This window comes from Pseudoduganella albidiflava (genome assembly GCF_004322755.1).
Lineage (GTDB): Bacteria > Pseudomonadota > Gammaproteobacteria > Burkholderiales > Burkholderiaceae_D > Rugamonas > Rugamonas albidiflava.
In genome coordinates, this window is record NZ_CP036401.1 from 248,795 (window position 1) to 275,563 (window position 26,769).

Below are 26,769 nucleotides of genomic sequence, written 5' to 3' on the forward strand. Positions count from 1 at the left end.
GCTCAAGCCTCGCACATCGGCGCGCTTTGCGGCGCGCCGATGCTGTGGCCGCCCTCCAGGAAGTGGATCATCCGGCGCGGCAGCCACTGCAGCGTGCCCGGCATGCGGCCGGTGGCAAAGCCCACGTGGCCGCCTTCTTCCGGATAATCGAGCACCACGTGGGGCGAGGCCCGGCGCGGCAAGTGGACGCCGGGCAGGAAGGGATCGTTCAGCGCGTTCAGCACGAGGGTGGGCACGGTGATGTCGCCCAGCACGTGCTTGGCGCTGGCGCGGTTCCAGTAATCGTCGGTGTCGCGATAGCCATGCAATGGCGCCGTGACCACGTTGTCGAAGGTGTAGAGGTCGCGCGCGGCCAGCATCGCATCGCGGTCGAACAGGCCGGGGAAATGGGCCAGCTTGGCGGCGCACTTCGGTTTCAGCGTCTGCAGGAACATGCGTTGATAAAGGCGGTTGAAGCCGCGCCCCAGCGCCTCGCCGCCACGCGCCAGGTCGAGCGGCGCGGACACGGCCACCGCCGCTTCGACGAATTCCGCCGCATGCTGCGATTCCCCCAGCCAGCGCAGCAAGGCGTTGCCGCCCAGCGAGACACCGCAGGCGTAGAACTTGCCGGTCGCGCGGCGATGCAGGCGGCGCAGCACCCAGTCCACTTCGGCCGCGTCGCCGGAATGGTAGAAGCGGGGCGCCAGGTTCGCTTCACCCGAACAGCCGCGGAAGTGCGGGATCGCGCCGGACCACCCGCGGTCCAGCAATTCCTTGCCCAGCGCGCGGCAATAATGGCTGTCGGACGAGCCCTCCAGGCCATGGAACAGCACCACGAACGGCTGGCCCGGCGCGCCATCGATGAAATCGACGTCGATGAAATCGCCATCCGGCGTATCCCAGCGCTCGCGGCGAAACGGCACCACCGGTTTCGGGATGCACTTGGCCGGGTAGATCGTCTGGAAGTGGCCGTTGGGGAGCCAGAGGGGAGCGGGGTAGTCCATGGCGTGGGGAAAAACGGTGACAGGCTCTCATGCCAAATAAGCTACATTGAAAGCACATGCATTCACCCCAACAGCGAAGGGCTGGGGTCAGACCCGCCGGGTCTGACCCCGGAATTTGCACTTGGGGTGGCCTTATCTAAACAACTTCAGTGACAGGCTCCATTTTTCGGGAAACATTTCCCGATAAATGGGGTCCGTCCCCATTTTTAGTGCAATACCGGGCTGGGCGGATCGACGGGCACGGGGCCGGGGGCGGCGGAAACGTGGTGGGCGGCCATGCGCCAGCCCTTCGGCGTTTTCACGTAGACGTTGGTGGCCACCAGGTGCTGCGGTTCGCCGGCAGCGGCGGTGGCGCCTTCGACCACGGTGTGCACCGCGCTCATCAGGTTGTGCATTTCATGCAGCTGCGAAGGATGGATTTGCAGGCTGCCCGGTTCCAGCAGCATTTCCCACGAGGCGCGGATCGCGCGGTGGCCGATCAGCCGGGCGCCATGCGGGTGGACGCAGACGATTTCCTCGTCATCGGCCCACAGCGCCATCACGGCATCCACGTCGCCGCGGTTCAGTGCATCGTAGAAGGCCGCTTCGACTTCGGCGGGGCTGCCGTTATGCTGCTTCTTCTTCATGGTGCCTCCGCCGTTGGACAAGCTGAATGTGGCGAAATCGTTTCGAGACAAGGCGCAAATGGGCGCAAGGCTCAACGCCTTGCGCCCATTTGTAACGCAGTATCGGGACGATTCTCGTCATATTCAATGGTGGCCGACCACCGTGCCCGGCTTCAGGCGATACGTGGTGCCGCAGTAGGGGCACTTCGCTTCCTGGTTCTTGGCGAAATCCAGGAACACGCGCGGGTGCGAGGACCACAGCGGCATCGCCGGGTTCGGGCAGTATGCCGGCAGGTCCTTACCTTCGAGTTCGACTGGCGTGGTGGCTTGGGTCATCTTGTGGTGCTCCGGGGTTCAAAAAGCACGATTTTAACGGATTCGGGCATGCTGCAAGAATCGCCAGTACAATGTCGCGCGCATTCCGAGTAACTTTCATTTCAATTGCAGCCCGGGCCGCCGGCAAGTTTGCGATGTGTGGCAATCATGCAACACTTGGCAAACCGAGCAAAACAGACTGAGCAATAGCCCGAGCATGAGCGACCAAGACTTTGCCACCCACGACCCCGCCGCCTGGCGCGACGGTTTCCGCACCGGCCTGCCGACGCTGTTCGGCATCGGCGCATGGGGCGTCGTGGTGGGCGTGGCCATGATCAAGTCCGGCCTGTCGATCCCGCAGGCGCTGGGCATGACGCTGCTGGTCTTTGCGGGTTCGGCCCAGCTTGCCGCGCTGCCGCTGATCGCCGCCAATGCGCCCATCTGGGTGATTTTCGTGACGGCGCTCGTAATCAACCTGCGCTTTGTCATCTTCTCGGTCCTGCTGGCGCCGCACTTCGCCTCGCTGCCGTGGCACAAGCGCCTCGGCCTCGGCTTCGTGTCGGGCGATATCTCGGTAGCCCTTTACCTGCAGCGCTACCCCGATCCGGAACCGGCGCCGGGCAAGGTGTCCTTCCTGAAGGGCTTGCTGTACCCGAATTGCGCGGCATGGCAGATCGGCTCGATCATCGGCATCTTCCTCGGCAATGCCGTCCCTACCGAATGGGGGCTGGGCTTCGCCGGCACGCTGGCCATCGTCTGCATCCTGGTGCCGATGGTGGCCAGCATGCCAGCGCTGTGCGGCGTGCTGGTGGCGGCGGCCGTGTCCGTGCTGGCAGCCGACCTGCCCTACAAGCTGGGGCTGCTGGCCGCGGTGGTGGTGGGCATGGTGACGGCGATGGTGGTCGAGGAAACCGGCGACCGGCGCCGGGCAAAACGGAAAGAAAACGGCGAGGCCAACCATGTCTGACCTGGAAATCTGGATCGTCATCGTGTCGCTGGCGATCGCCACCGCGCTCACGCGCAGCGGCTTCTGGCTGGTGGGCCACAAGGTCACGATCCCCCCGCGCGTGCAGGAGATGCTGCGCTACGCGCCATCGTGCGCGCTGGCGGCCATCATCGCGCCGGACCTGCTGCTCGATGGCGGCGGTACCGTGCAGTTCGACCTGGGCAATGCGCGGCTGATCGCCGGCATCGCCTCGGTGGCGTGGTTCGCCTGGCGCCGCCGCATGCTCGAGACGATCATCGTCGGCATGCTGTTCTTCACGGCCTTGCGCCTGTTGCCGGGCTTGTTGCATTCTTATTCATAAGGCCGGCGAGCGGCGGGCATGCGGTAAAATAGTGTTCTTTCTACCACTTGTCCCTTCCGAACCCATGTCCTTCATTCGTCTCCAGGATCTGATCGCGCAAAACGCGCTGCAAGGCAAGCGGGTGTTCATCCGCGCCGACCTCAACGTGCCGCAGGATGATGCCGGCAATATCACCGAAGATACGCGCATCCGCGCTTCCGTTCCGGCGATCCAGGCCGCTGTCAAGGCTGGCGCGAAGGTCATGGTCACATCCCACCTGGGCCGCCCGACCGAAGGCGAGTTCAAGCAGGAAGACAGCCTGGCGCCGGTCGCCGCGCGCCTCGCCGAACTGCTCGGCCAGCCGGTCGAACTGAAACAGCAGTGGGTCGACGGCGCCGGCCTGGAAAGCCTGCAGGATGGCCAGGTCGTGCTGCTGGAAAACGTGCGCGTCAACAAGGGCGAAAAGAAAAACGCCGATGAACTGGCGCAGAAGATGGCGAAACTGTGCGACGTTTATGTGAACGACGCGTTCGGCACCGCCCACCGCGCAGAAGCGTCCACGCACGGCATCGCCAAGTTCGCGCCGGTCGCCGCGGCCGGCCCGCTGCTGGCCGCCGAACTCGATGCGCTGGGCAAGGCGCTGGGTGCGCCGGCCCGCCCGCTGCTGGCGATCGTCGCCGGCTCGAAGGTCTCGTCCAAGCTGTCGATCCTGAAATCGCTGGCCGACAAGGTCGACAACCTCGTCGTGGGCGGCGGCATCGCCAACACGTTCATGCTGGCCGCCGGCCTGAAGATCGGCAAGTCGCTGGCCGAGCCGGACCTGGTCGAGGAAGCCAAGTCGATCATCGACATGATGGCCAAGCGCGGCGCGCAGGTGCCGATCCCGGTCGACGTGGTCTGCGCCAAGGAGTTCTCGGCCACCGCCACGGCCACCGTCAAGGATGTCGCGGACGTCGCCGATGACGACATGATCCTCGATATCGGCCCGAAAACCGCGCAGCAGCTGGCCGGCCAGATCGCCGCGGCCGGCACCATCGTGTGGAACGGCCCGGTCGGCGTGTTCGAGTTCGACCAGTTCGGCGAAGGCACGAAAACGCTGGCGCTGGCCATTGCCGACTCGAAGGCCTTCTCGATCGCCGGCGGTGGCGATACACTGGCGGCGATTGCAAAATACGCCATTACCGATAAAATTGGTTATATCTCCACGGGCGGTGGTGCCTTCCTGGAATTCCTCGAAGGCAAGACCCTCCCGGCAGTGGAAATCCTGGCCTCCCGCTCAGCCGAGCGGTCCGGCCAGTAAATGAAGAAGCGCAGCGCACCGTCGCTGCGCTTTTCTCTTTGAACGATCTTTTCTTCGAGGAACCCTCAATGTCCCGTGGCACCAAAATCGTCGCAACCATCGGCCCCGCTTCCACCGACCTGAACGTCCTGATCCGCATGATCCGGGCGGGCGTGGACGTGGTGCGGCTGAATTTCTCGCACGGCAAGGCGCAGGACCACATCGATCGCGCCAACCTCGTGCGGCAGGCGGCGGCGGAGTGCGGACGGGAAGTGGCGATCATGGCCGACATGCAGGGCCCGAAGATCCGCGTCGGCAAGTTCGAAGGCGGCAAGATCGACCTGGTCAATGGCGACAAGTTCATCCTCGATGCGAAATGGGGCGAGAACGGCGAACTGGGCAACCAGGAACGCGTGGGCCTCGACTACAAGGCGCTGCCGAACGACTTGCGCGGCAAGGACGTACTGCTGCTCAACGACGGCCTGATCGTGCTGGTGGTCGACAAGATCGTCGGCCATGAAATCTTCACCACGGTGAAGATCGGCGGCGAACTGTCGAACAACAAGGGCATCAACCGCCAGGGCGGCGGCCTGACCGCGCCGGCCCTGACCGCGAAGGACATGGAAGACATCAAGACCGCGATGAGCTTCCAGGCCGACTACCTGGCCATTTCGTTCCCGAAAAGCGCCACCGACATGGCCATGGCGCGCCAGCTGGCCAATATCGCCGGCGAGCCGTACGGCCACAAGCCGCAGATGATCGCCAAGATCGAGCGCGCCGAAGCGATTCCGGCGCTGCAGGAAATCCTCAACGCTTCCGATGGCATCATGGTCGCCCGTGGCGACCTGGCCGTGGAAGTGGGCAATGCCGCCGTGCCCGCGCTGCAGAAGCGCATGATCCGCATGGCGCGCGAATCGAACAAGTTCGCCATCACCGCCACGCAGATGATGGAATCGATGATCTTCAACGCCGTGCCGACCCGCGCCGAAGTGTCCGACGTGGCCAACGCCGTGCTGGATGGCACCGATGCCGTGATGACGTCCGCCGAAACGGCCTCCGGCCGCTACCCGATCGAGACCGTCGAGATGATGGCCGCCGTGTGCGTGGAAGCCGAACAGTCCGAGTACAACAAGCTCGACGCCGATTTCCTCAACGCGCGCTTCACCCGCATCGACCAGTCGATCGCCTACGGCGCGCTGTTTACCGCGCATCACCTGCACGTGAAGGCGATCGTGGCGCTGACCGAATCGGGCTCCACCGCACTCTGGATGAGCCGCCACAACATCGACACGCCGATCTTCGCGCTGACGCCGAGCGTCACCACGCAGCGCAAGGTATCGATCTACCGCAACGTGAGCGCACACTACCTGCTGCAGCAGGGCACCAGCCGCGAAGTGCTGAAACAGGCCGAAGACCTGCTGGTCGAATACGGTATCGCCAAGAAGGGCGACATGATCGTCGTCACCTGGGGCGAGCCGATGGGCCAGGTGGGTGGCACCAACGCCCTCAAGATCGTCAAGGTGGGCGAGTTTTCATAGGATTCAGGCCGGCGCGCCGGGGCCAGGGGAGCCCGCGCGCGGCCGCAAAGGTTTTTATTTGATTGGAGTACTACCATGTCCCTCGTATCCATGCGTCAACTGCTGGACCATGCCGCTGAAAATGGCTATGGCTTGCCAGCATTCAACGTCAACAACCTGGAGCAGGTGCAGGCCATCATGGCCGCCGCCGATGCCGTCAACAGCCCGGTGATCATGCAGGCGTCGGCCGGCGCCCGCAAATATGCCGGCGAAGCGTTCCTGCGCCACCTGATCGACGCGGCCATCGAAGCCTATCCGCACATCCCGGTGGTGATGCACCAGGACCACGGCCAGTCGCCGGCGGTGTGCATGGCCGCGATCCGTTCCGGCTTCTCGTCCGTGATGATGGACGGTTCGCTGGAAGCCGACGGCAAGTCGGTGGCGTCGTACGACTACAACGTGGAAGTGTCGCGTGAAGTCGTCAAGTTCGCGCACTCGATCGGCGTGACCGTCGAAGCCGAGCTGGGCGTGCTGGGCTCGCTCGAAACGATGAAGGGCGACAAGGAAGACGGCCACGGCGCGGATGGCACGATGACCCGCGAACAGCTGCTGACGGACGTAGCCCAGGCCGCCGACTTCGTCGAGCGCACCCAGTGCGACGCGCTGGCCATCGCCATCGGCACCTCGCACGGCGCCTACAAGTTCACCCGCAAGCCTACCGGCGACATCCTGGCGATCGACCGCATCAAGGAAATCCACGCGCGTATTCCGAATACGCACCTGGTGATGCATGGTTCCTCGTCGGTGCCGCAGGAACTGCTGGCGATCATCCGCGAATTCGGCGGCGACATGAAGGAAACCTACGGCGTGCCCGTCGAGGAAATCCAGGAAGGCATCCGCCACGGTGTTCGCAAGATCAACATCGACACGGACATCCGCCTGGCCATGACGGCGGCGATCCGCAAGTTCATGTTCCAGAACCCGTCCAAGTTCGATCCGCGCGACTACCTGAAGCCGGCACGCCTGGCTGCGGAAGAAGTCGTGAAGGCCCGTTTCCTGTCGTTCGGCTGCGAAGGCCGCGCGTCGCAAATCAAGCCAATTCCCCTGGAAAAGATGGCGGAACGCTACAAGGCCGGTGAACTGACCCAGATTGTGCAGTAAAATCCTGTCCTTCGAGTCATTCGACTCGAAGACTCTCGATCGGCGGGCGGGAGATTTCTCCTCCCCGCCGGTTTCGCTTTATAGCTTATTGATTGCCGATCGCTTGGCAATTATTCAAGATCGCCCCTATGAAAAGCCTTTACCAGACCTCCATTTCTTCCCTGCCATTGCTCGGCCACGGCAAGGTCCGCGATAACTATGCCGTTGGCGACGACAAGATCCTGATCGTCACCACCGACCGCCTGTCCGCCTTCGACGTCGTGATGAACGAGCCGATCCCGGGCAAGGGCATGGTATTGAACCAGATGAGCGATTTCTGGTTCGAGAAACTCGGCCATATCGTGCCGAACCACCTGACCGGCGTGGCGCCGGAATCGGTCGTGGCGCCGGAAGAAGTGGAACAGGTGAAGGGCCGCGCCGTGGTGGCCAAGCGCCTCAAGCCGATCCTGGTGGAAGCCGTGGTGCGCGGCTACATCATCGGTTCGGGCTGGAAGGATTACCAGGCCACCGGCAGCGTGTGCGGCATCGAACTGCCGGCCGGCCTGCGCCAGGCCGACAAGCTGGCCGAGCCGCTGTTCACGCCGGCCGCCAAGGCCGACCTGGGCGAGCATGACGAGAACATCAGCTTTGCCGAGATGGAACAGCGCATCGGCGCCGAACTGGCCGCGAAAATGCGCGACATCTCCATCGAACTGTACAAAACGGCTGCCGATTACGCGGCAACGCGCGGCATCATCATCGCCGACACCAAGTTCGAATTCGGCCTGGACGACAATGGCGTGCTGCACCTGATGGATGAAGTGCTGACGGCCGATTCGTCGCGCTTCTGGCCGGCCGATTCGTATGCGCCGGGCATGTCGCCGCCGTCGTACGACAAGCAGTTCGTGCGCGATTACCTGGAAACGCTGACCGAGTGGAAGAAAACGCCGCCGGCGCCGGCGCTGCCGGCCGAGGTCATCGAGAAGACGCAAGCCAAGTACTTCGAAGCCATCGAACGCCTGACGGGCGAGAAGCTGAAGGTCGCGTGATGGCCGACGCGCAGAATAAGCCGCTGGTCGGCGTCATCATGGGCTCGTCCTCGGACTGGGACGTGATGCAGCATGCCGTGTCGATGCTGAAGCAGTTCAACATTCCGTTCGAGGCGCAGGTGATTTCCGCGCACCGCATGCCGGACGAGATGTTCACCTATGCCGAAACGGCCCGTGCGCGCGGCTTGCGCGCGATCATCGCCGGTGCCGGCGGCGCCGCGCACCTGCCGGGCATGGTGGCGGCCAAGACCGTGGTGCCGGTGCTGGGCGTGCCCGTGCCGTCGAAATACCTGCGCGGCGAAGATTCGCTGCTGTCGATCGTGCAGATGCCGAAAGGCGTGCCCGTGTCGACGTTTGCCATCGGCGAGGCAGGTGCCGCCAATGCCGCCCTGACCGCCATCGCCATCATCGCCACCACCGACGATGCCCTGGCCGCCCAGCTGGAAGCGTTCCGCACCCAGCAGACGGCTGCCGCGAAAGCCATGATCCTGCCTGTCAATGAGTAATATGAAGTCCTATTTGCCTACCGCGAACCCGGCCGCCTGGCTGGGCGTGATGGGCGGCGGCCAGCTCGGCCGCATGTTTGCGCAAGCCGCCCAGAGCATGGGCTACCAGGTGGCCGTGCTGGAACCGTCCGACGACTGTCCGGCCGGGCAAGTTGCCCAGCGCCTGGTCAATGCGGCCTATGAGGATGCCGCCGGCCTCGATGCGCTGGCCGCGCAATGCGTGGCCGTCACCACCGAATTCGAGAACGTGCCGGCGGACAGCCTGTCGCGCCTGGCGCAAGCCGTGTTCGTGGCACCCAACGCCCATGGCGTGTCCGTCGCGCAGGACCGAATTGCCGAGAAATCGTTCTTCGTGGCCTGCGCGCCCAAATCCGGCGTGATGCCGGCGCCGCACAAGGTCATCGCGTCGTTCGAGGATATCGACGCGATCGACGACAACCTGCTGCCCGGCATCCTGAAGACCGTGCGCATGGGCTACGACGGCAAGGGCCAGGTGCGCGTGAAGAGCCGCGACGAAGTGCGTGCCGCGTTCGAAGGCATGGGCGAAGTCACGTGCCTGCTCGAGAAGATGCTGCCGCTGGCGTATGAAGTATCGGTGCTGACGGCGCGCGGTGCCGATGGCGAATCGGTGGTCTACCCGATCGCCGAGAACGTGCACCGCGACGGCATCCTGTTCACGACGACGGTGCCGGGGCCGCATGTGTCCGCCGATAGCGCTCGCAAGGCGCAGGACGCGGCGCGTGCCATCGTGGCCGAACTGGGCTACGTGGGCGTGCTGTGCATCGAATTCTTCGTGCTGACCGATGGCACGCTGGTGGTCAACGAGATGGCGCCGCGGCCGCACAACAGCGGGCACTATACGATCGACGCCTGCGTGACGAGCCAGTTCGCGCAGCAGGTGCGGGCGATGGCGAAACTGCCGCTGGGCGACGTGCGCCAGCATTCGCCGGCGGTGATGCTGAACATCCTGGGCGACGTGTGGTTCGACGGCGAAAGCGAAAGCGAACCGGCGTGGGACAAGGTCGTCGCGCTGCCGGGCGCCTGCCTGCACCTGTACGGCAAGGACGATCCCCGCCCGGGCCGCAAGATGGGCCACGTCACCTTCGTCGCGCCCACGCTGGCGGAAGCACAGCGGCAACTGGACGCCGCCTGCCGTATCCTGGGTATCGCACCGTGACGGAACAGGCGATCCTCGACGCCGCGGCGCGCCTGGAAGCGGGCGCTCTGGTGGCATTTCCCACCGAGACCGTGTACGGCCTCGGTGCGGATGCGGAAAACCCGGCTGCGGTGGCCGCCATCTACGCGGCCAAGGGCCGGCCGCAGGACCACCCGGTGATCGTGCACGTGGCACCGGGTGCCGACCTCGATTACTGGGCGGCGGAAGTCCCGGACGAAGCCCGCAAGCTGGCCCGGGCTTTCTGGCCGGGGCCGCTGACGATGATCGTCAAGCGCCATGCGCATATTCCCGATGCCGTCTCCGGCGGGCAGGACACGGTGGGCATCCGCTGCCCGTCGCACCCGGTGGCGATGGCGCTGCTGGCCGCGTTCAAGGGCGGCAAGGGCGGTGTCGCCGCGCCGTCGGCCAACAAGTTCGGCAATGTCAGCCCGACCACCGCGCAGCATGTGCGGGACGAGTTCAATGAGGAATTCGGCGCCGGTGCGATCACGGTGCTCGATGGCGGTGCCAGCCAGGTCGGCATCGAATCGACGATCGTCGACCTGTCGCGGCTGGCCACGCATGGCCCGGTGCTGCTGCGGCCCGGCCATATCGGTGCCGCCGAGATCGCCGCCGTGATCGGCGCCATGCCGGCTGCGCCGGATGCCGCCGCGCCGCGCGCCTCTGGCACGCTGGAATCGCATTACGCGCCGAAGGCCCCGGTGGCGCTGGCCGATACCGCGCGGCTGCCCGGCCTGCTGACGACGCTGGCCGGCCGTGGCCGCCGTGTCGCCGTGATCCGCTATTCGCCGATGCTGGTGCAGGCCAGCGCGCAGGAGTTGCTGCCGAACGAGCCCGCCGGTTATGCCTTCGGCCTGTACGCGGCGCTGCGCACGATGGACCGCGCCGATGTCGAACTGATCCTCGTCGAAACCCCGCCGCAGCACGATGCGTGGCTCGGCATCAACGACCGCCTGCGCCGCGCCGCCTTCGGCTCGGCCGGCATCATCGACCGTTTCCTGACGGCGGAGTGACCACCCCGGCAGTGTTGTTTTTGCCAAATTACCCTTGTGCTACCAGGACCGGGGCTGGCATATTAGCTGGATTGTGAATAGTACATACGTGCTATTAAAAAGATAACGATCCAATCCAGGGAGACTCCATGCGACACATGAAACTCGCGCTTGCCGTGATGGCCAGCGCCATCCTTGCGGCCTGCGGCGGCAACAGCGGCGACCCGCAGCCCGGTGCCCAGGTCAACAAGGTCAAGTTCGCGTCGCAGGTGAGTTTCGGCGACAGCCTGTCCGATCTCGGCACCTACAACGTCGGTGGCGTAAAGGCCCTCGGCGGCGGCAAATACACGATCAATGGCGACAGCACGGCGGCCAATGCCGCACTGACGGGCAAGAACTGGACCGAGCTGATGGCGGCCCAGTTCGGCCTGCCGGCCCCATGCCCGGCCCAGACCGGCCTCGACGGCGATGCCGCGCTGGGCTTTTCGGTGCCCGTCACCAACCATGCGGAGTGCTTCAGTTATGCGCAGGGCGGGGCGCGGGTGACCAACCCGGTCGGCGCCGGCCACAAGCTGACCGGCAGCCCGCTGGGCGCGCTGACCGTGCCCGTGGTCACCCAGGTCAAGAACCACCTGGCGAAAACGGGCGGCAAGTTCAAGGGCGACGAAGTGGTCTTCGTGATGGCCGGCGGCAACGATGTCCTCGTCAACCTGGCCCAGCTTTCCAGCGCCGCCACGGCGGCCGGTACCGCGGCGGGCCAGCAAACCTTCGGCACCAGCCTGGCCACGCAGCTGGCGGCCGGCGCCACCAACCCGGCCACCGCCGGTCCGGCGATCGGCCTGGCCATCGCCACCGAGAGTGCGCGCAGCGGCAGCACGCAGGCGTCGATCGTGCAGGCCGCCGTGACCGCGGCGGTCCAGGCCGGCAATACGAAGGCGCCCGCCAGCCTCGCCACGATCGTCGAGGCCGCCACCAAGGCAGCCGGCACCGCCGGCGCGCAAGCAGGTGCCGATTACGTTGCCGCGCAGGCACCGGCCATGGTCGCCGCGCTGGCCACCGCCGGCGCCGAGCTGGCCACGCTGGTCAAGTCGCAGATCCTCGGCAATGGCGCCGGCTACGTCGTCGTCAACAACCTGCCGGACGTGGCCAGCACGCCGGCCGGCCGGGCGCGCGATGCCAATGTCCGCGCGCTGATCGACAAGATGGTGCAGGCGTTCAATGCGCAGCTGGTGTCCGCCCTGGGCAGCGAGAGCAAGGTGGTGATCGTGGATGTATATGCCGTCAGCCACGACCAGGCCACCAATCCGGGCCCGTACGGCCTGACCAATGTCACCGAGCCGGCCTGCGACCTGGAGTCGCCGAAGAACCCGCTGGGCAGCTCGCTGGGCTGCACCGCGGCGAGCCTGGAGTCCGGCGATGTCAGCCATTACTCGTATGCCGATGAAGTGCACCCGACGCCGTTCAACAACCTGCTGCTGGCACGCTTCGTGTCGCGCTCGCTGGTGACCAAGGGCTGGCTGTAGACCGCACCGGAGAAAACACATGAACAAGACCACTACCGCCGTCAAGCTGCTGGCACTGGGCAGCACCCTCGCCGCCGTGCTGGGCGCCGTGCCGAACGCCGCGGCGCAGGCCCGGGGCGACTGGACCGTCAAGGCCGGCTTCAACAAGATCACGCCGAAAGTGGAGAGCGGCAACGTGTCCGCTCCGGCGCTGCCGAACACCAAGGCCGACGTGGGCACGGACTCCAAGCCGATCCTGAACCTGGCCTACTTCATCACCGACAACATCGCCGCCGAGCTGGACATGGGCGCACCGTACCGCCACAAACTGTTCGGCGCCGACGCGATTGCCGGCACGGGGCAACTGGGCACGGTGGACGTGCTGCCGCCCACGCTGTTCGCGCAATACCGCCTGTTCGGGCCGGATGCCGTGTTCCGCCCGTACGTGGGCCTCGGCATCACCTATGCCTACTTCCGCCGCGAGCGGGGCTCGGCGCAACTGACGGCCGTGCTGAACACGGGCGGCCCGGCCGCCACGTTCTCGCTGGAGTCGAAGTGGGCGGCGAGCGCCCAGCTGGGCGCCAGCTTCCGGCTCAACGAGCGCTGGTCGCTGGATGGCGGCGTGATCAAGACCAGGCTGCGCACCACGGCTACGTATTCGACCGGCCAGACGCAGGCGATGAAGCTGGATCCGGTGGCGGTCAACCTGGGCGTCACCTTCAAGTTCTGAGTCCGGCGCCACGCCCACCGAAAGCCGGCCGCGTGCCGGCTTTTTTACGTGCTGGAACGGCGGCGCCGCGCGGCGGCCCGCTTCGCTATACTCGCCACACATGAGTTTCAAGGAGAGCTCCAGCATGCCCCGCACACCCGCAGCGTTCCTGGCCGAGGGCGGCGCCGTCGGCGCGCTGATGCGCGGCCATGACTGGTCCACCTCGCCACTGGGGCCGCCGGAACACTGGCCGCTGGCGCTGCGCACCGTGGTCGGGCTGATGCTCAATTCGGCGTTCCCGATGTTCGCCGCGTGGGGGCCGCAACTGGCATTTTTGTACAACGATGCCTACGTGGACGTCCTCGGCCGCAAGCACCCGCAGGCGCTGGGCCGGTCGTTCCACGAGGTGTGGGCCGACATCTGGCACGATATCTCGCCCATCGTGGACGAAGCGATGGCCGGCCGCGCCACCTACCACGAGAACCTGCTGCTGACGATGCATCGCAAGGGCTACGACGAGGACACCTGGTTCACCTTCTCGTATTCGCCGATGCGCGACGAGGATGGCAGCGTGGCGGGGGTGTTCTGCGCCTGCACGGAAACCACCGAGCAGGTGCTGTCGGAGCGCCACCGCGCCGAAGAGATCGGGCGCATGCGGCGGCTGTTCCAGCAGGCGCCCGGCATTCTCGCGGTGGTGCTGGGGCCGTACCACGTGTTCGAGATCGCCAACGACGCCTATCTGCGGCTGGTGGGGCGCGACGACATCGTCGGGCGGGCCGTCGCCGAGGTGCTGCCGGAAGTGCGCGACCAGGGCTTCATCGCGCTGCTGGACGATGTCTACCGCACCGGCGAGCCGCACGTCGGCCACGAGATGCCGGTATTGCTGCGCCGCCGGCCGGACAGCGAGCTCGAAGAGCGCTTCGTCAACTTCATCTACCAGCCGATCCGCGACCATCGGGGCACCGTCTCCGGCATCTTCGTCGAAGGCAGCGACGTCACCGCCGCCGTGCTGGCGATGCGCGCGCTGCGGGAAGCCAATTCACGCAAGGATGAATTCCTGGCCATGCTGGCGCACGAACTGCGCAACCCGCTGGCGCCGATCGCCGCGGCGGCCGAGCTGCTGCGGCTCGGCACGCCGGATGCCGCGCGCATCGACAAGACCAGCGCCGTCATCACGCGGCAGGTCGAGCACATGACGAAGCTGGTCGACGACCTGCTCGATGTGTCCAGGGTCACGCGCGGGCTGGTCACGCTGCGGCGCGAAACGCTCGACTTCTGCGCCGTGGTGGGCGACGCTGTCGAGCAGGCCGCCGCGCTGATGCAGGCCAAGCGGCACCGCGTCACCGTCGAGCTGCCGGAGCAGCGGCCCTGGGTCAATGGCGACCGCACGCGCCTGATCCAGGTGCTGTCGAACTTGCTCAACAACGCCGCCCGCTACACGCCCGACGGCGGCAGCGTGGCCGTGCGCGTGACGGCGGACGCGCGAGAGGTGCGCGCCACCGTCGAGGATAGCGGGATCGGCATCGACCCCGCCCTGCTGCCGCAGGTATTCGACCTGTTCACGCAGGCCGAACGTTCGCCCGACCGCTCGCAGGGTGGCCTCGGCCTGGGGCTGGCACTGGCGAAGACGCTGATCGAATTGCAGGGCGGCCATGTGAGCGCGCACAGCGCGGGCGCCGGGCAGGGCAGCCGCTTCACGGTATGCCTGCCGCGCGCCGAGCGGCCCGAAGCCGGCGTGGTGGGCGCCGATGCCGGCGAGGAGCCGCGCGGTGCCCGGCGGCGCCACTTGATGGTGGTGGACGACAATGCGGATGCGGCGCAGATGCTGGCGCTGCTGCTGGAAGCGGCCGGGCATTCGGTGGCGGTGTGCAACGATGCCAGGGAAGCGCTGGGCGCCGTCGTGGCCAGCCCGCCGGCGCTGCTGTTCGTCGATATCGGCTTGCCGGGCATGGATGGCTATGAACTGGTGCGCCGCCTGCGGCAGTTACCGGAAACGGCCAGGGCCTGCATCGTCGCCATCACCGGCTATGGCACGCCGCAGGACCGCGCGCGGGCGCTGGAAGCGGGTTTCGACGAGCACCTGGTCAAGCCGGTCCATCCGAAGGCGCTGTACGGCATCCTGGCGCGGCTGGCCGCGCACTAGCGGTTCCCCCGGGCCTGCAGCAGGGTTCAGGCTGCCGGTACGTGCAGCCCGCCCAGCCGGCCGCCATGGAACACGAGCGGCTCGCGCGGGTTGAATTCGCAATGCTCCACTTCGCCGACGAAGATCACATGGTCGCCTTCCGGATAGCGGCTGCGGTTGTGGCATTCGAACCAGGCCGTGCAACCCTTCAGCACCGGGTGGCCGGTGCGCGACAGCTCGAACTCGACCTGGCCGAACGGATCTTCCGTGCGCGTCGAGAACAACTTGGCCAGGTGGCCCTGGTCGGCGGCCAGGATATTGATCACGTAATGCGAATTGCCCGAGAAGACCGGCATGCTGGACGCCTGCGACTTCAGGCTCCACAGCACCAGCGGCGGATCGAGCGAGACGGAATTGAACGAGCTGGCCGTGAGGCCGCGGAAGGTGCCGTCCGCCAGCCGGGTGGTGATGACGGTGACGCCGGTGGCGAATTGCGACAGCGCCTGCCGGAAATGCCCGCTGTCGAAGGCGGGCGAGGCGGCGCGTGGGGAACTGGTATTCATCCGGGCATTATGCCAAAGTTTGCGCAAGCCGAGCGCGGCGCCGGGAACGGTTGCACGACTGCAAGAAGGGAAACAGTGCCGCGGGCGGCAACGTTTTCGCAATTGCTTTACAGTAGTGCTTCATAGAACAGTGAGCGAACAGTGAGGATTGTATGGCGCAGAGCGAAATCGCCGTGCTGGGCGGCGGGTGTTTCTGGTGCACGGAAGCCGTGTATCTCGAGGTCAAGGGTGTCACCAGGGTAGAGTCGGGTTATACCGGCGGCCAGCAGCCGAACCCGACATATGAGCAGGTGTGCGCGGGCACGACCGGCCACGCGGAAGTGGTGCGCCTGGAATTCGATCCCGACGTGATCAGCTACCGCGATATCCTGGAGATCTTCTTCACGATCCACGATCCCACCACGCTCAACCGCCAGGGCAACGACGTCGGCACGCAATACCGCTCGGTGGTGTATTTCCAGTCGCCGGAGCAGGAAGCGACCGCGCGGCAGGTGATCGCCGAAATGGCCCATGTGTGGGACGCGCCCATCGTGACCGAACTGTCACCGGCACAGCCTTACTTCAAGGCCGAGGACTATCACCAGAACTACTTTGCCCAGCATCCGCTGCAGGGCTATTGCGCCTTCGTAGTCGGTCCGAAGGTGGCCAAGTTCCGCAAGATGCACAGCGCGCGGCTGAAATAGGCGGCAGGTTCAACGGGCGGCAGATTCAAGCACGCTTGCAAGAACGCGATCCTCCCGGCCCGCAACGATTCGACGGTGCCGGCGGGCCGAGGTTCGCTCACTAGGGCTGGATCCTGCCCTTGCTCCAGCGCCCATCCGCCTGCAGCGTATACACGATCCGGTCATGGAAGCGCGAGGCGCGTCCCTGCCAGAACTCGATCCGTTCGGGCACCAGGCGATAACCGCCCCAGTGCGCCGGCCGTTGCGGCTTGCCTTCCGCCTGCGCGCCGCCATCCGGACTGGCCTGCAGGCGCGCTTCCACGGCCGCGAAATTCGCTTCCATGTCGGCCCGGCTGGCGATCGGCGCGCTCTGCATCGAGGCGATCGCCGACAGCTGGCTCTTCAGGGGGCGGCTGTAGAAATAGGTATCGCTGTCCTCCGCCGAGGTCCGTTCCACGCGCCCCTCGATGCGCACCTGGCGCTCCAGTTCGGGCCAGAAGAACAGCAGGGCGGCATGGGGATTCTGTGCCAGCTGCTGGCCTTTCTGGCTCTCGTAATTGGTGTACCAGGTAAAACCGCGCGCATCGAACTGCTTGATCAGCACGATGCGGGAGGATGGCTTGCCATCGCTGCCCACCGTGGCCACGCTCATCGCGTTGGGCTCGTTCACCTGCGCCTTCATGGCCTCCTCGAACCATTTGCCGAACTGCGCCACGGGATCGGCCAGCGTGTCGTCCTCGGAAAGGCTGGCGCGCCCGTAATCCATGCGCAGGTCGGCCAGCGCGATGCCGCCCACCGCCGTGCTGCCTTTGCTGAGGACGGCCGGCTCGATGCCGCGCCGGCGCCCCATCGATTCGCCCAGCACGGCCATCTGTTCCGGGCTGAACAGGCGCTTCGCCATCGGCGCGATATGGCCTTCTTCCGTTTCCATGTGCCCCGTGTACATGCGCACGAAGGTGTTCACGGCATCGGCCGAGAGTTCGGTGCCGGAGCCGTTGGCGATCTTGTCGAGCTGGCCATCGAGGATATGCCACGCCTCGTCCATCTGCTGGTGCTGGGCCAGGATCTCGGGGCGCAGCCGGCGCACCGTTTCCAGGTCGGCGCCGCTGGCTGTCGCGTCCAGCATCGGCAGCAGGTCGACTTCCTCGTCGGCATGGTGCAGGTGGGCCGCCGTGTTGAAGTATTTCTGCACCGCCTGCGCCGCCTGTTGCGCCGCCGCGTCCGCGCCATGCTGCGGCAGGTGGGTCAGCAGGTTTTGCAAGGTCGCCAGCTGCTTGCGGATCTTGTCGTGGCAATGCTTCAGCATGGCGATCGGCTGGTCGAAGCCGGGGGCGGGGGCGAGGAGGAGATCTGTCATGGCGGCATCCTTGGTTCGGAACGACGGATTGTAGAATAATCCTTCGGGCCGCGTCCGTTAAAATGGGCGGATGAACGACATCATCCCATCTTCTCCAGGCCCCGGCGTGCACATCAGTGACGAGAACATCATTGACGAGCACGACGTCGACTTCGACCGGCGTTTCGGCGGCATCGCCCGGCTGTACGGGGCGGCGGCCCTGGAACGGTACCGCGCCGCGCATGTCTGCGTGATCGGCGTCGGCGGCGTCGGCTCGTGGATCGTCGAGGCGCTGGCGCGCAGCGCCATCGGCCGCCTCACGCTGATCGACCTGGACAACGTTGCCGAATCGAACATCAACCGCCAGATCCAGGCGCTTACCGGCACCGTGGGCATGGCCAAGGTCACCGCGCTGCGCCAGCGCATCGCCCAGATCAATCCGTATTGCCAGGTGACCGAGATCGAGGACTTCGTCACACCCGACAACCTCGAGGAAATGATCGGCGGCCACGATTACGACTACGTGATCGACGCCATGGACAACACGCAGGCGAAAACCGCGCTGGTGCACTACTGCCGCACGCGCGGCATCCGCCTGATCATGATCGGCAGTGCCGGCGGCCAGACCGACCCCACCAAGATCGAAGTGCGCGACCTGGCCAGGACGGAACAGGAACCGCTGCTGAAGAAGGTGCGGCGCCGGCTGCGCAGCCAGTTCCACTATCCGCCGAACGGCAAGAACAAGCTGGGCGTGGATGCCGTGTTCTCGATGGAACCGCTGAAGTTTCCCGAGACGGGCGACGTGTGCGAAATCGACCCGGACGATGCGCCGCCCGCCAAGGCGGGCCTCACCGGCATCAACTGCGCGGGGTTCGGTTCGGCGATGGTGGTGACGGCCACGTTCGGCATGGTGGCCGCCGGGCATGTGCTCAGGAAGCTGGCGGAAGAAGAGGCGCCGGCGGATCTGCCAGTGGGCCAGCCGGCGTAATGGCGGACACCGGCTGGCGCTCCAGCGGCACGTAGCGCCCGTCCGGCAGCGATTCCACCAGCACGGCGCGGTCCACGGTCCACTCGACCGGGGCTGCGGGCACCTCGGGCGGCGCCTGTTTCGCCTCCCGCGCCAGGGTCACGTGCGGCTTGAACGCGCCATGCGTGGCGGCGGAAAAGCCGGCCGCTTCCAGCTCCCGCACCAGCTCCTCATGCAGCGCCACGAGTGCGGCCGGCACCTGCGTCATGCCGGCCCAGGCGATGCGCGGCCGCGCGAAGTAGCCGTAGCAGTCGATCACGAGCCGCAACGGCGGTACGGCGAGCCGGTCGCGGATGGCGAGCAGCGCAGGCACGGCATCGGCCGGTACCTGGCCGAGGAAGGCCAGTGTCAGGTGCAGCTTGGCGGGCGGCGTGCGCCTTCCCGCGACGGGTGCCTGCAGCGCGGTCAATGCGGCGCGCGCCGCCTCATCCGGCCACAGGGCAAAGAAAAGCTTGCGCGTGGTGCCGGCGTTTGGCCGGCCTTCAGGTTCATTTGCTATCATGTTGCCGCCTCAAAACCCAGTACAGAAAGAATACATGATGACCCGTCTGTCCGCTCCAGTGCTGTCCCTCCTGCTGTGCGCCGCCTCCTTTGCGCATGCCCAGACTCCGTCCGCCGCGCCGGAACAACCGGCACAACCGGCACAACCCGCACAACCCGCACAACCGGCCGCCGCGCAGGAAGCGTCTCCTGCCGCCCAGGAAGCGCCGGCCGGCCCGGTGGTGCCCGGTTCCGCCACGATCGGCCCCGCCGCGGAACAGCTGATCGTCAACGACAGCAAGGTCGGTACCGGCCGTGAAGCGGTCACCGGCGGCACCGTGTCGGTCCACTACACGGGCTGGCTGTACCGTCCGATGGCGCGCGGCCACAAGGGCCGCAAGTTCGATTCCTCGCGCGACCGCGGTGAACCGCTCGAGTTCCGCCTCGGCGCCGGCCAGGTCATCAAGGGCTGGGAGCAGGGCGTGGCCGGCATGAAGATCGGCGGCAAGCGCACGCTGATCATCCCGTCGAACCTGGCTTACGGCGCACGCGCGATGCCGGGTATCCCGGCCAACTCGGCACTGATCTTCGACGTCGAACTGCTCGACGTGAAGTAATTCGCGGCGTTACACTGGGTTCTCCCATTGTTGATGCGGAGACCCTTCATGAACGTTGCGAATGATGTCACTGCGCTGATCGGCAATACGCCGCTGGTGCGCATAAACCGATTGGCACAAGGCGCCCCGGCGCAGATCCTGGCAAAGCTGGAGTTCTACAATCCCGCCCACAGCGTGAAGGACCGCATCGGGCTGTCGATGATCGCGGCGGCCGAACAGGCCGGCCTGATCAGGCCCGATACGGTGATCCTCGAACCGACCAGCGGCAATACCGGCATCGCGCTGGCGATGGTCTGCGCGGCGCGCGGCTACAAGTGCACGCTGGTGATGCCGGAAACCATGAGCCGCGAACGGCGCATGCTGCTGCGCGCCTATGGCGCCGAGCTGGTGCTCACGCCGGGCGCCGAAGGCATGGTCGGCGCGATCCGCCGCGCCGAGGAAATGGCGCACTCCGATCCGCGCTACCTGATGCCGCAGCAATTCAACAATCCCGCCAATCCCGAGATCCACCGCCGTACCACCGCCGAGGAAATCTGGCGCGACACGGATGGCCGCGCCGACATCCTCGTGGCCGGGGTGGGTACCGGCGGCACGATCACCGGCGTGGGCGAGGTGATCCGGGAACGCAAGCCATCGTTCCAGTGTATTGCCGTGGAGCCGGAAGCGTCGCCGATCCTGTCGAAAGGCACCAAGGGACCGCACCCGCTGCAGGGCATCGGCGCCGGCTTCGTGCCGGCGGTATTGAACACCCATGTCTACAGCGAAGTGGTCGCCGTGAAGAACGAGGACGCCTTCGACTTCGCGCGCCGCGCCGCGCGCGAGGAAGGCCTGCTGGTGGGCATCTCGGCCGGTGCCGCGCTGTGGGCCGCCGTGCAGGTGGCGCGCCGGCCGGAAAATGAAGGCAAGCTGATCGTGACGATCATTCCCTCGTTCGGCGAGCGGTACCTGAGCACGCAGCTGTTCGCGGGGCTGGCCGATCAGTGAGGGTGGGCGTGGCCAGGCGCGTGGCCATGCCCGTGACCGTTGCCGCGCTCAGAACCGTGGCCGTGGCCGGGCTTGTGGCCATGTCCATGTGCGTGGTCATGATCGTGGTCGTGGTCGTGGTCGTGGCCGTCATCCTCACGGTCGTGATCCCCATGCCCATGATCGCCATCCTCATGCGCCTGCCCGTGCTCGTGCCCATGCTCGTGCTCGTGCTCGTGCTCGTGCTCATTCTCTTGCGCATCCGGCGCCAGGCAGCAGGCATGCGCCGTCGTGCCCAGCTCCGTCTGCAAGGTGCTGTGGTGGATCGAGAACTGCTCGCGCAGCCCGCGCGCGATGCCATCCATCGCCACGTCGCCGGGGTAGCCGTCCGGCATGACCAGGTGCGCGGTCAGCGCCGTTTCCGTCGTGCTCATCGACCAGATATGCATGTCGTGCACGTCCGTCACGCCGGGCCGGGTGCGCAGGAACTGTTCCACCTTGCGTGAATCGACGTTGTCCGGCACCGCCGCCATCATCATTCGCAGCGATTCCTTCAGCAGCGACCAGGTCCCGGCCACGATCATCACCACGATGCCCAGGCTGACCAGCGGGTCGAGCCGGATCCAGCCGGTGAACATCACGACCAGGCCTGACACCAGCACGCCGAGCGAGATCGCGGCATCGGCCGCCAGGTGCAGGTAGGCGCCACGGATATTCAGGTCGTCCTTGCTGCCCTTCATGAACAGCCACGCCGAGATGCCGTTGACGAGGATGCCGATGCCGGCCACCACCGACACCGTGCTGCCATGCACCGGCACCGGATCGATCAGCTGCAGCACGGCTTCCCACGCGATCGCTCCGCAGGCCACCATCAGCAGCATGCCGTTGAACAGCGCGGCCAGCATCGAACTGCTGCGCAGGCCGTAGGTGTAGCGGGCCGACGGTTCGCGCCTGGCCAGGATCGCGGCGCCCCAGGCCAGCATCAGGCCCAGCACGTCCGACAGGTTATGCCCGGCATCGGCCATCAGCGCCGTGGAATTGGCCAGGAAGCCGTAGCTGAATTCGACAACCACGAACAGCGCGTTCAGCGTGATCGCGATGGCGAACGCGCGGCCATGGTCGGCCGGGGCGCCATGGTGGTGATGGTGACCATGCCCGTGGTCATGATGGTGATGGTGGCCGCTCATACGTCGTTTCCGGTGGAGGGTTCGGCGATATGCTCGAGCATGTCGCGCAGGACACCGCTGATGTGCGCATCGGCGGTCGAATAAAACACTTGCTTGCCCTGGCGCTCGGCCTTGACGATGCGGGCGGCGCGCAGCAGGCGCAGGTGGTGGCTGACCAGCGAGCTGGAAAGCTCCAGCGTGGCGGCGATCTCGCTGACGGCGATCGGCGCGGCCACGCAGGCAAGCACGATGCGCAGCCGGGTGGGATCGCCCAGCAGGTGGAACAGGTCGGCCAGCTGGGCTACCGACTCTTCATGAATGGACGTCTGGTTCATCTTGTCTGGCGCATCACGGCAATCTCATCGATAACATTTGAATAGGTGTTCACATATTAGTCGCACGCGAACAACGGCGCAAGCCGCCGCGGTGTTTCCGCAACGCAAAAGTGATATGATCGGCGGCTGGCAAGATGCCTTATGGAAAGACTTATGCAGGACAGTGGAATAAACGCTATCGATGCGCTCGCGTACACGAGCTGGAACGCTCGACCGGAGATGGCGCTGACGCTGACCTACTCCTTCCTGGCCACGCCGCCGGCCAGCGCCAGCGCCGATGACCGCCATGGCTTCGTGCCGATGACCACGGGGCAGCAGGATGCCGCGCGCGTGGCAATGGGCACCTGGTCCGCGGTGGCCAATGTCACCTTCGTCGAAGTGGCGACTGGTGGCCGGCTGCTGATGGGTATGAACGACCAGGGCGATACGAGCGGTGCGTACGCCTACTATCCGAATCCGGGCGGCGTCTCGGCGCTGTACCTGAACGACCAGTCGTATAACCGGATCTTCACGCCGGGCAGCTATGGCGCCTATGTGCTGATCCACGAACTGGGCCATTCGCTGGGACTGAAACACCCCGGCAACTACAACGCGGGCGGTGGCGGCGCGCCCGGCCCGTACCTGCCGCTCGCCACGGACAACGCCGACTACACGCTGATGTCGTACTACGAGGGCAGCAGCACGGGCATCAACGGCAAGTTCGCGGTCACGCCCATGCTGTATGACGTGCTGGCGATCCAGTACCTGTATGGCGCCAACATGGCCTACCGTACCGGCGACGATGTCTACACCTTCGGCAAGACGGCCGCCCCGTCATGCATCTGGGATGCCGGCGGCGTCAACACGTTCGATTTTTCCGCCTGCACGGCCGCCACGCTGATCGACCTGAACGAAGGCGCCTTCAGCGAGACCGCCGCGGGCCTGCGCAACGTGTCGATCGCGTATGGCGTGGAAGTGCGCGTCGCGCGCGCCGGCGACGGCGGCTCGACGATCATCGGCAACGACCTGGGCGACACCATCACGGGCGGCGCCGGGATCGACGATGTGTATGGCGGCGCCGGCCGGGACAGCATCACCGGCGGCGCCGGCAACGACAGCCTGCGCGGTGGCGGCGGCAACGACCGGCTGGATGGCGGCGGCGGCAACGACTTCATGGCGGGCGGCGCGGGCGACGATGACTATGTGGTCGGCAGCCAGGGCGACGTGGTGGTCGAAAGCGCGTCCGGCGGCACCGACACCGTGTGGACCACGCTGGCCGCCTATGCGCTGGGCGGTGGCATCGAGACGCTGCGCTACAGCGGCGGCGCGGCCGGCTTCGCGGGCACCGGCAATGCGCTGGCGAACAGCATCACGGGCGGCCTGGGCGCCGACCTGCTCGATGGCGGCGCCGGCAACGACACCCTGGCCGGCGGCGGCGGCGCCGATACCATCGATGGCGGCGCCGGCACCGATACCGCCGTGCTGGCGGTGCGCTTCGACGCCACCACGCGCGTGCGCGTGAACGCCACCGACCTGCAGTTGACGGACAACGCCAGCGGTGTCGCCGTCGTGCTGCGCAATATCGAAACCATCCTGTTCGACGGTGTCGCCTGGAGCTTCGACGAAGCGGCGGGCAATGCCGGCACCACCGGCACGGCGCTGGCCGACCTGCTGACCGGCGGCACCACGGCCGACACGCTGCAAGGCCTGGGCGGCAACGACACGCTCGCCGGGCTGGCCGGCGACGACAGCCTGGATGGCGGCATCGGCAACGACAGCCTCGACGGCGGTGCCGGCAACGACACGCTGCTGTCCGCCAGCGGCCGGGACACCCTGGCCGGCGGCGATGGCGACGACCTGTACGGGATCGGCGCGAGCGGCGTCGTGATCGCCGAGCAGGCCGGCGGCGGGCACGACCGCGTCGATACCACGCTGGCGCGGCTGGTGCTGGCCGCCAACGTGGAAGACCTGGCCTTCACGGGCCGCGGCGGTTTTGCCGGCACCGGCAACGACGCGGCCAACCTGGTCACGGGCGGCGGCGGCAACGATACCTTGTCCGGCCTGGCCGGCGACGATGTGCTGCACGGCGGCCTGGGCAACGACAGCCTGCTGGGCGGCGATGGCGACGATGCGCTGTCCGGCGAAGGCGGCCGGGATACGCTCGATGGCGGTGCCGGCAGCGACACCGCCAGGCTGGCCGGCACCGCCGGCGACTACCTCGTCACGCGCCCGAACGCGGCCAGCGTCGTGCTGACCGGCCTGGCCGGCTTGTCCGGCCACGTGGTCACGCTGCGCAACGTGGAGTTCGTCGACTTCGCCGGCACCACCATGGCGCTGGCCGACGTGGTGGCGGGCATCGTCAGCAACGGCGCCGACGTGCTGCCCGGTACCGCCGGCGCCGACACGCTCGACGGCAAGCTGGGCGACGACACGATGACCGGCCTGGGCGGCGACGATACCTACGTGGTCGATGCGGCCGGCGACGTCGTCGTCGAAGCCGCCGGCGGCGGCACCGATACCGTGCGCGTGGCGCTGGCGAAAGGCCTCTACACGCTGGCGCAGCATGTCGAGCACGCCATCGTCACGGGCGCCGGCGCGGTCGCGGTCACCGGCAACGACAGCGGCAACCGGCTGGCCGGCAACGCCGCGGCCAACACGCTGGCCGGCCTGGAGGGCGACGACAGCCTCGACGGTGGCGCCGGCAACGACCGGCTCGACGGCGGCGCCGGCGACGACACGCTGGCCGGCGGCGCCGGGCTGGACACGCTGGCCGGTGGCGCGGGCGATGACCGCTACGTCATCGATGCGGCCGGCGACATCGTCATCGAGGCGGATGGCGGCGGCCACGATACCGTGCAGACGGTGCTGGCCAGCTGGACCCTGGCGCAGCATGTCGAGAACCTGGCCGGCACGCAGGCCGGCGTGGCATATCGCTTCACCGGCAACGGGCTGGACAATGCCATCGACGGCAACAGCGGCAACGACGTACTGGCCGGTGGCGGCGGCAACGACACGCTGCGCGGCGGCGCCGGCAAGGACAGCCTGGCCGGCGGCGACGGCGATGACCGCCTCGAAGGCGGCACCGGCGGCGACACCCTCGATGGCGGCGCCGGCGATGACACGGCGGTGTTCGCGAAGGCGCTGTCCGGCTATGCCCGATCGCGGCCGGCGGCGGACGACCTGCGGCTGGTGGATACGGCAACGGGCGAGATCATCCTCGTGCGCCATACGGAAACGTTTGAATTTGCCGGCGTGGCGGCCACGCTGGCCGAGCTGCAGGTGGGCCTGGTCAGTGCCGGCGACGACCTGCTGACGGGTACCTCGGGCGCCGATACGATCGATGGCCTGGCCGGCAACGACACCATGGCCGGCCTGGATGGCGACGATCTCTACGTGGTGGGCGCGGCCGGCGACGTGATCGTCGAGGCACCCGGCGCCGGCGCCGACACCGCCCGGATCGCCATCGCCACCGCGGGCTTTGTCCATGCGCTGGCCGATGGCGTCGAGCATGCGGCGGTCACGTCGAGGGTGGCGGGCAGCATCACGGGCAATGCCGCCGCCAATGTACTGACCGGCAATGCCGCGGCGAATACCCTGGCCGGGGCGGCGGGCGACGACAGCCTCGATGGCGGCGCCGGCAGCGATTCCCTGCTGGGCGGGGAGGGCGACGACCTGCTGGCCGGCGGCAGCGGCAGCGATACGCTGGAGGGTGGCATGGGCGACGACCGGTATGTCGTCGACACCGCTGGCGACCAGGTGGTGGAAACGGCCGGCGGCGGCATCGATACGGTGCGCACGGCATTGGCGCGCTGGACGATGGCGGCGGAGATCGAGCGGCTCGACTACACGGGCAACGGCGCCTTCACCGGCACCGGCAACGCGCTCGACAACTGGATCGGCGGCGGCCGCGGTGCCGATGGCCTGCTGGGCGGCGATGGCGACGATACGCTGGCGGGCGGGCTGGGCAGCGATACGCTGACGGGTGGCGCCGGCCAGGACACCTTCGTGCTGCGCAGCGACGGCGGCGGCGCGGGTGGCGGTATCGATACTGTGGCCGATTTCGTCGTGCACACCGACCGCCTGCTGGTGGACGTGTCGGTACGCGGCATCGGCGACGACGATGCCGCGCTCGAGCATGCGGTGGCCATCGCCGCCGGCGAGAGCTTCGGTACGGAGGCGGAACTGGTCATCGTCAGCGGCGCCGCGGGCCCACTGTCGCTGGCCGGCGCCGCTGCCCTGATCGGTTCGGCCGACGCCGCCTACGCGGTGGGCCAGGGCGTTCTGTTCGCGATCGGCAATGGCACGTCGACGGCGCTGTACCGCTTTGTCTCGGCGCAGGCAGACGCGGCGGTGTCGGCCGGCGAGCTGACGCAGATCGCGCAACTGGCCGGCGTGCCGGATACCACGGTCGAGGATTACGGGTTCATGCGCTGAACCGCTGCGCGGCGTTGGCCACGCG

The 26,769-nt window shown here is 66.9% G+C and carries 24 protein-coding genes and 1 pseudogene; 17 read left to right on the forward strand and 8 right to left on the reverse strand.

The window, feature by feature from the left end:
• Positions 1–2: 2 nt before the first annotated feature.
• The 3 genes from EYF70_RS01050 to EYF70_RS01060 form a co-directional block, all read right to left on the reverse strand.
• Positions 3–983 carry a YheT family hydrolase gene (locus EYF70_RS01050; protein WP_131143739.1) on the reverse strand — a complete coding sequence of 327 codons (981 nt, stop codon included), beginning with the start codon at positions 981–983 and terminating at the stop codon, positions 3–5.
• Between the two features lie 206 nt (positions 984–1,189).
• Complete coding sequence (locus EYF70_RS01055) at positions 1,190–1,609, reverse strand: YybH family protein (RefSeq protein ID WP_131143740.1); 420 nt, start codon at positions 1,607–1,609, stop codon at positions 1,190–1,192.
• Positions 1,610–1,732: 123 nt separating this feature from the next.
• Positions 1,733–1,924: a zinc-finger domain-containing protein gene (locus EYF70_RS01060; RefSeq protein ID WP_130187406.1), complete on the reverse strand. Its 192-nt coding sequence runs from the start codon at positions 1,922–1,924 to the stop codon at positions 1,733–1,735.
• Positions 1,925–2,120: 196 nt separating this feature from the next.
• On the opposite strand from EYF70_RS01060, the gene EYF70_RS01065 reads away from it, so the two are divergent.
• From EYF70_RS01065 to EYF70_RS01120, 12 genes are all read left to right on the forward strand, one after another.
• Entirely contained in the window at positions 2,121–2,870 is a 750-nt protein-coding gene (locus EYF70_RS01065; RefSeq protein ID WP_131143741.1) for an AzlC family ABC transporter permease, read from the forward strand.
• Positions 2,863–3,210: an AzlD domain-containing protein gene (locus EYF70_RS01070; RefSeq protein ID WP_131143742.1), complete on the forward strand. Its 348-nt coding sequence runs from the start codon at positions 2,863–2,865 to the stop codon at positions 3,208–3,210. Before EYF70_RS01065 ends, EYF70_RS01070 begins: the two co-directional genes overlap by 8 nt.
• A 64-nt stretch (positions 3,211–3,274) precedes the next feature.
• A complete protein-coding gene (locus EYF70_RS01075) occupies positions 3,275–4,489 on the forward strand; it encodes a phosphoglycerate kinase (protein WP_131143743.1) in 1,215 nt (404 codons plus the stop codon).
• 68 nt (positions 4,490–4,557) lie between these two features.
• A complete protein-coding gene (gene pyk, locus EYF70_RS01080) occupies positions 4,558–6,006 on the forward strand; it encodes a pyruvate kinase (RefSeq protein ID WP_131143744.1) in 1,449 nt (482 codons plus the stop codon).
• Between the two features lie 75 nt (positions 6,007–6,081).
• A complete protein-coding gene (gene fba, locus EYF70_RS01085; RefSeq protein WP_131143745.1) occupies positions 6,082–7,146 on the forward strand; it encodes a class II fructose-bisphosphate aldolase in 1,065 nt (354 codons plus the stop codon).
• A gap of 128 nt (positions 7,147–7,274) precedes the next feature.
• Positions 7,275–8,174: a phosphoribosylaminoimidazolesuccinocarboxamide synthase gene (locus tag EYF70_RS01090; RefSeq protein ID WP_131143746.1), complete on the forward strand. Its 900-nt coding sequence runs from the start codon at positions 7,275–7,277 to the stop codon at positions 8,172–8,174.
• Positions 8,174–8,680 carry a 5-(carboxyamino)imidazole ribonucleotide mutase gene (purE, locus tag EYF70_RS01095; protein ID WP_131143747.1) on the forward strand — a complete coding sequence of 169 codons (507 nt, stop codon included), beginning with the start codon at positions 8,174–8,176 and terminating at the stop codon, positions 8,678–8,680. Before EYF70_RS01090 ends, purE begins: the two co-directional genes overlap by 1 nt.
• A gap of 1 nt (position 8,681) precedes the next feature.
• Complete coding sequence (locus EYF70_RS01100) at positions 8,682–9,857, forward strand: 5-(carboxyamino)imidazole ribonucleotide synthase (RefSeq protein WP_131143748.1); 1,176 nt, start codon at positions 8,682–8,684, stop codon at positions 9,855–9,857.
• Positions 9,854–10,870, forward strand: a complete 1,017-nt coding sequence (locus EYF70_RS01105; RefSeq protein ID WP_131143749.1) for an L-threonylcarbamoyladenylate synthase — start codon at positions 9,854–9,856, stop codon at positions 10,868–10,870. Before EYF70_RS01100 ends, EYF70_RS01105 begins: the two co-directional genes overlap by 4 nt.
• Positions 10,871–10,998: 128 nt before the next feature.
• Positions 10,999–12,372, forward strand: a complete 1,374-nt coding sequence (locus EYF70_RS01110; RefSeq protein WP_131143750.1) for an SGNH/GDSL hydrolase family protein — start codon at positions 10,999–11,001, stop codon at positions 12,370–12,372.
• Positions 12,373–12,391: 19 nt separating this feature from the next.
• Positions 12,392–13,081: an OmpW/AlkL family protein gene (locus tag EYF70_RS01115; RefSeq protein ID WP_131143751.1), complete on the forward strand. Its 690-nt coding sequence runs from the start codon at positions 12,392–12,394 to the stop codon at positions 13,079–13,081.
• 124 nt (positions 13,082–13,205) lie between these two features.
• Positions 13,206–15,203 (forward strand): PAS domain-containing hybrid sensor histidine kinase/response regulator, encoded by a 1,998-nt coding sequence (locus EYF70_RS01120; RefSeq protein ID WP_165497542.1) that lies wholly within the window; start codon positions 13,206–13,208, stop codon positions 15,201–15,203.
• Positions 15,204–15,229: 26 nt separating this feature from the next.
• Here the strand turns inward: EYF70_RS01120 and EYF70_RS01125 are convergent, their stop codons facing one another.
• Positions 15,230–15,745 (reverse strand): flavin reductase family protein, encoded by a 516-nt coding sequence (locus tag EYF70_RS01125; protein ID WP_131143753.1) that lies wholly within the window; start codon positions 15,743–15,745, stop codon positions 15,230–15,232.
• 152 nt (positions 15,746–15,897) lie between these two features.
• On the opposite strand from EYF70_RS01125, the gene msrA reads away from it, so the two are divergent.
• Positions 15,898–16,428 (forward strand): peptide-methionine (S)-S-oxide reductase MsrA, encoded by a 531-nt coding sequence (gene msrA / locus EYF70_RS01130; RefSeq protein ID WP_131143754.1) that lies wholly within the window; start codon positions 15,898–15,900, stop codon positions 16,426–16,428.
• 100 nt (positions 16,429–16,528) lie between these two features.
• On the opposite strand, the gene pdxH is transcribed toward msrA, so the two are convergent.
• Positions 16,529–17,764 (reverse strand): pyridoxamine 5'-phosphate oxidase, encoded by a 1,236-nt coding sequence (pdxH, locus tag EYF70_RS01135; RefSeq protein WP_131143755.1) that lies wholly within the window; start codon positions 17,762–17,764, stop codon positions 16,529–16,531.
• 70 nt (positions 17,765–17,834) lie between these two features.
• Here pdxH and tcdA point away from each other — a divergent pair, with 70 nt between their 5' ends.
• A complete protein-coding gene (tcdA, locus tag EYF70_RS01140) occupies positions 17,835–18,731 on the forward strand; it encodes a tRNA cyclic N6-threonylcarbamoyladenosine(37) synthase TcdA (RefSeq protein WP_131143756.1) in 897 nt (298 codons plus the stop codon).
• On the opposite strand, the gene thpR is transcribed toward tcdA, so the two are convergent.
• Positions 18,673–19,272, reverse strand: coding sequence for an RNA 2',3'-cyclic phosphodiesterase (gene thpR, locus EYF70_RS01145; RefSeq protein WP_131143757.1), 600 nt, complete (start codon positions 19,270–19,272; stop codon positions 18,673–18,675). The genes tcdA and thpR overlap by 59 nt on opposite strands.
• Before the next feature lie 34 nt (positions 19,273–19,306).
• Here thpR and EYF70_RS01150 point away from each other — a divergent pair, with 34 nt between their 5' ends.
• Positions 19,307–19,867 carry an FKBP-type peptidyl-prolyl cis-trans isomerase gene (locus tag EYF70_RS01150; protein WP_307722106.1) on the forward strand — a complete coding sequence of 187 codons (561 nt, stop codon included), beginning with the start codon at positions 19,307–19,309 and terminating at the stop codon, positions 19,865–19,867.
• Positions 19,868–19,915: 48 nt separating this feature from the next.
• Complete coding sequence (cysK, locus tag EYF70_RS01155; protein ID WP_131143758.1) at positions 19,916–20,851, forward strand: cysteine synthase A; 936 nt, start codon at positions 19,916–19,918, stop codon at positions 20,849–20,851.
• A gap of 236 nt (positions 20,852–21,087) precedes the next feature.
• Here the strand turns inward: cysK and EYF70_RS01160 are convergent.
• Positions 21,088–22,017: pseudogene (locus EYF70_RS01160) on the reverse strand (cation diffusion facilitator family transporter); the annotation flags it as partial.
• The gene (locus EYF70_RS01165) at positions 22,014–22,331 is read right to left on the reverse strand and encodes an ArsR/SmtB family transcription factor (protein ID WP_131143760.1); all 318 of its coding nucleotides are present in this window, start codon (positions 22,329–22,331) and stop codon (positions 22,014–22,016) included. The gene EYF70_RS01165 and the pseudogene EYF70_RS01160, both read right to left, overlap by 4 nt.
• Before the next feature lie 141 nt (positions 22,332–22,472).
• Between EYF70_RS01165 and EYF70_RS01170 the strand changes: the two genes are divergently transcribed.
• A complete protein-coding gene (locus EYF70_RS01170; protein ID WP_131143761.1) occupies positions 22,473–26,744 on the forward strand; it encodes a M10 family metallopeptidase C-terminal domain-containing protein in 4,272 nt (1,423 codons plus the stop codon).
• Positions 26,745–26,769: the final 25 nt, after the last annotated feature.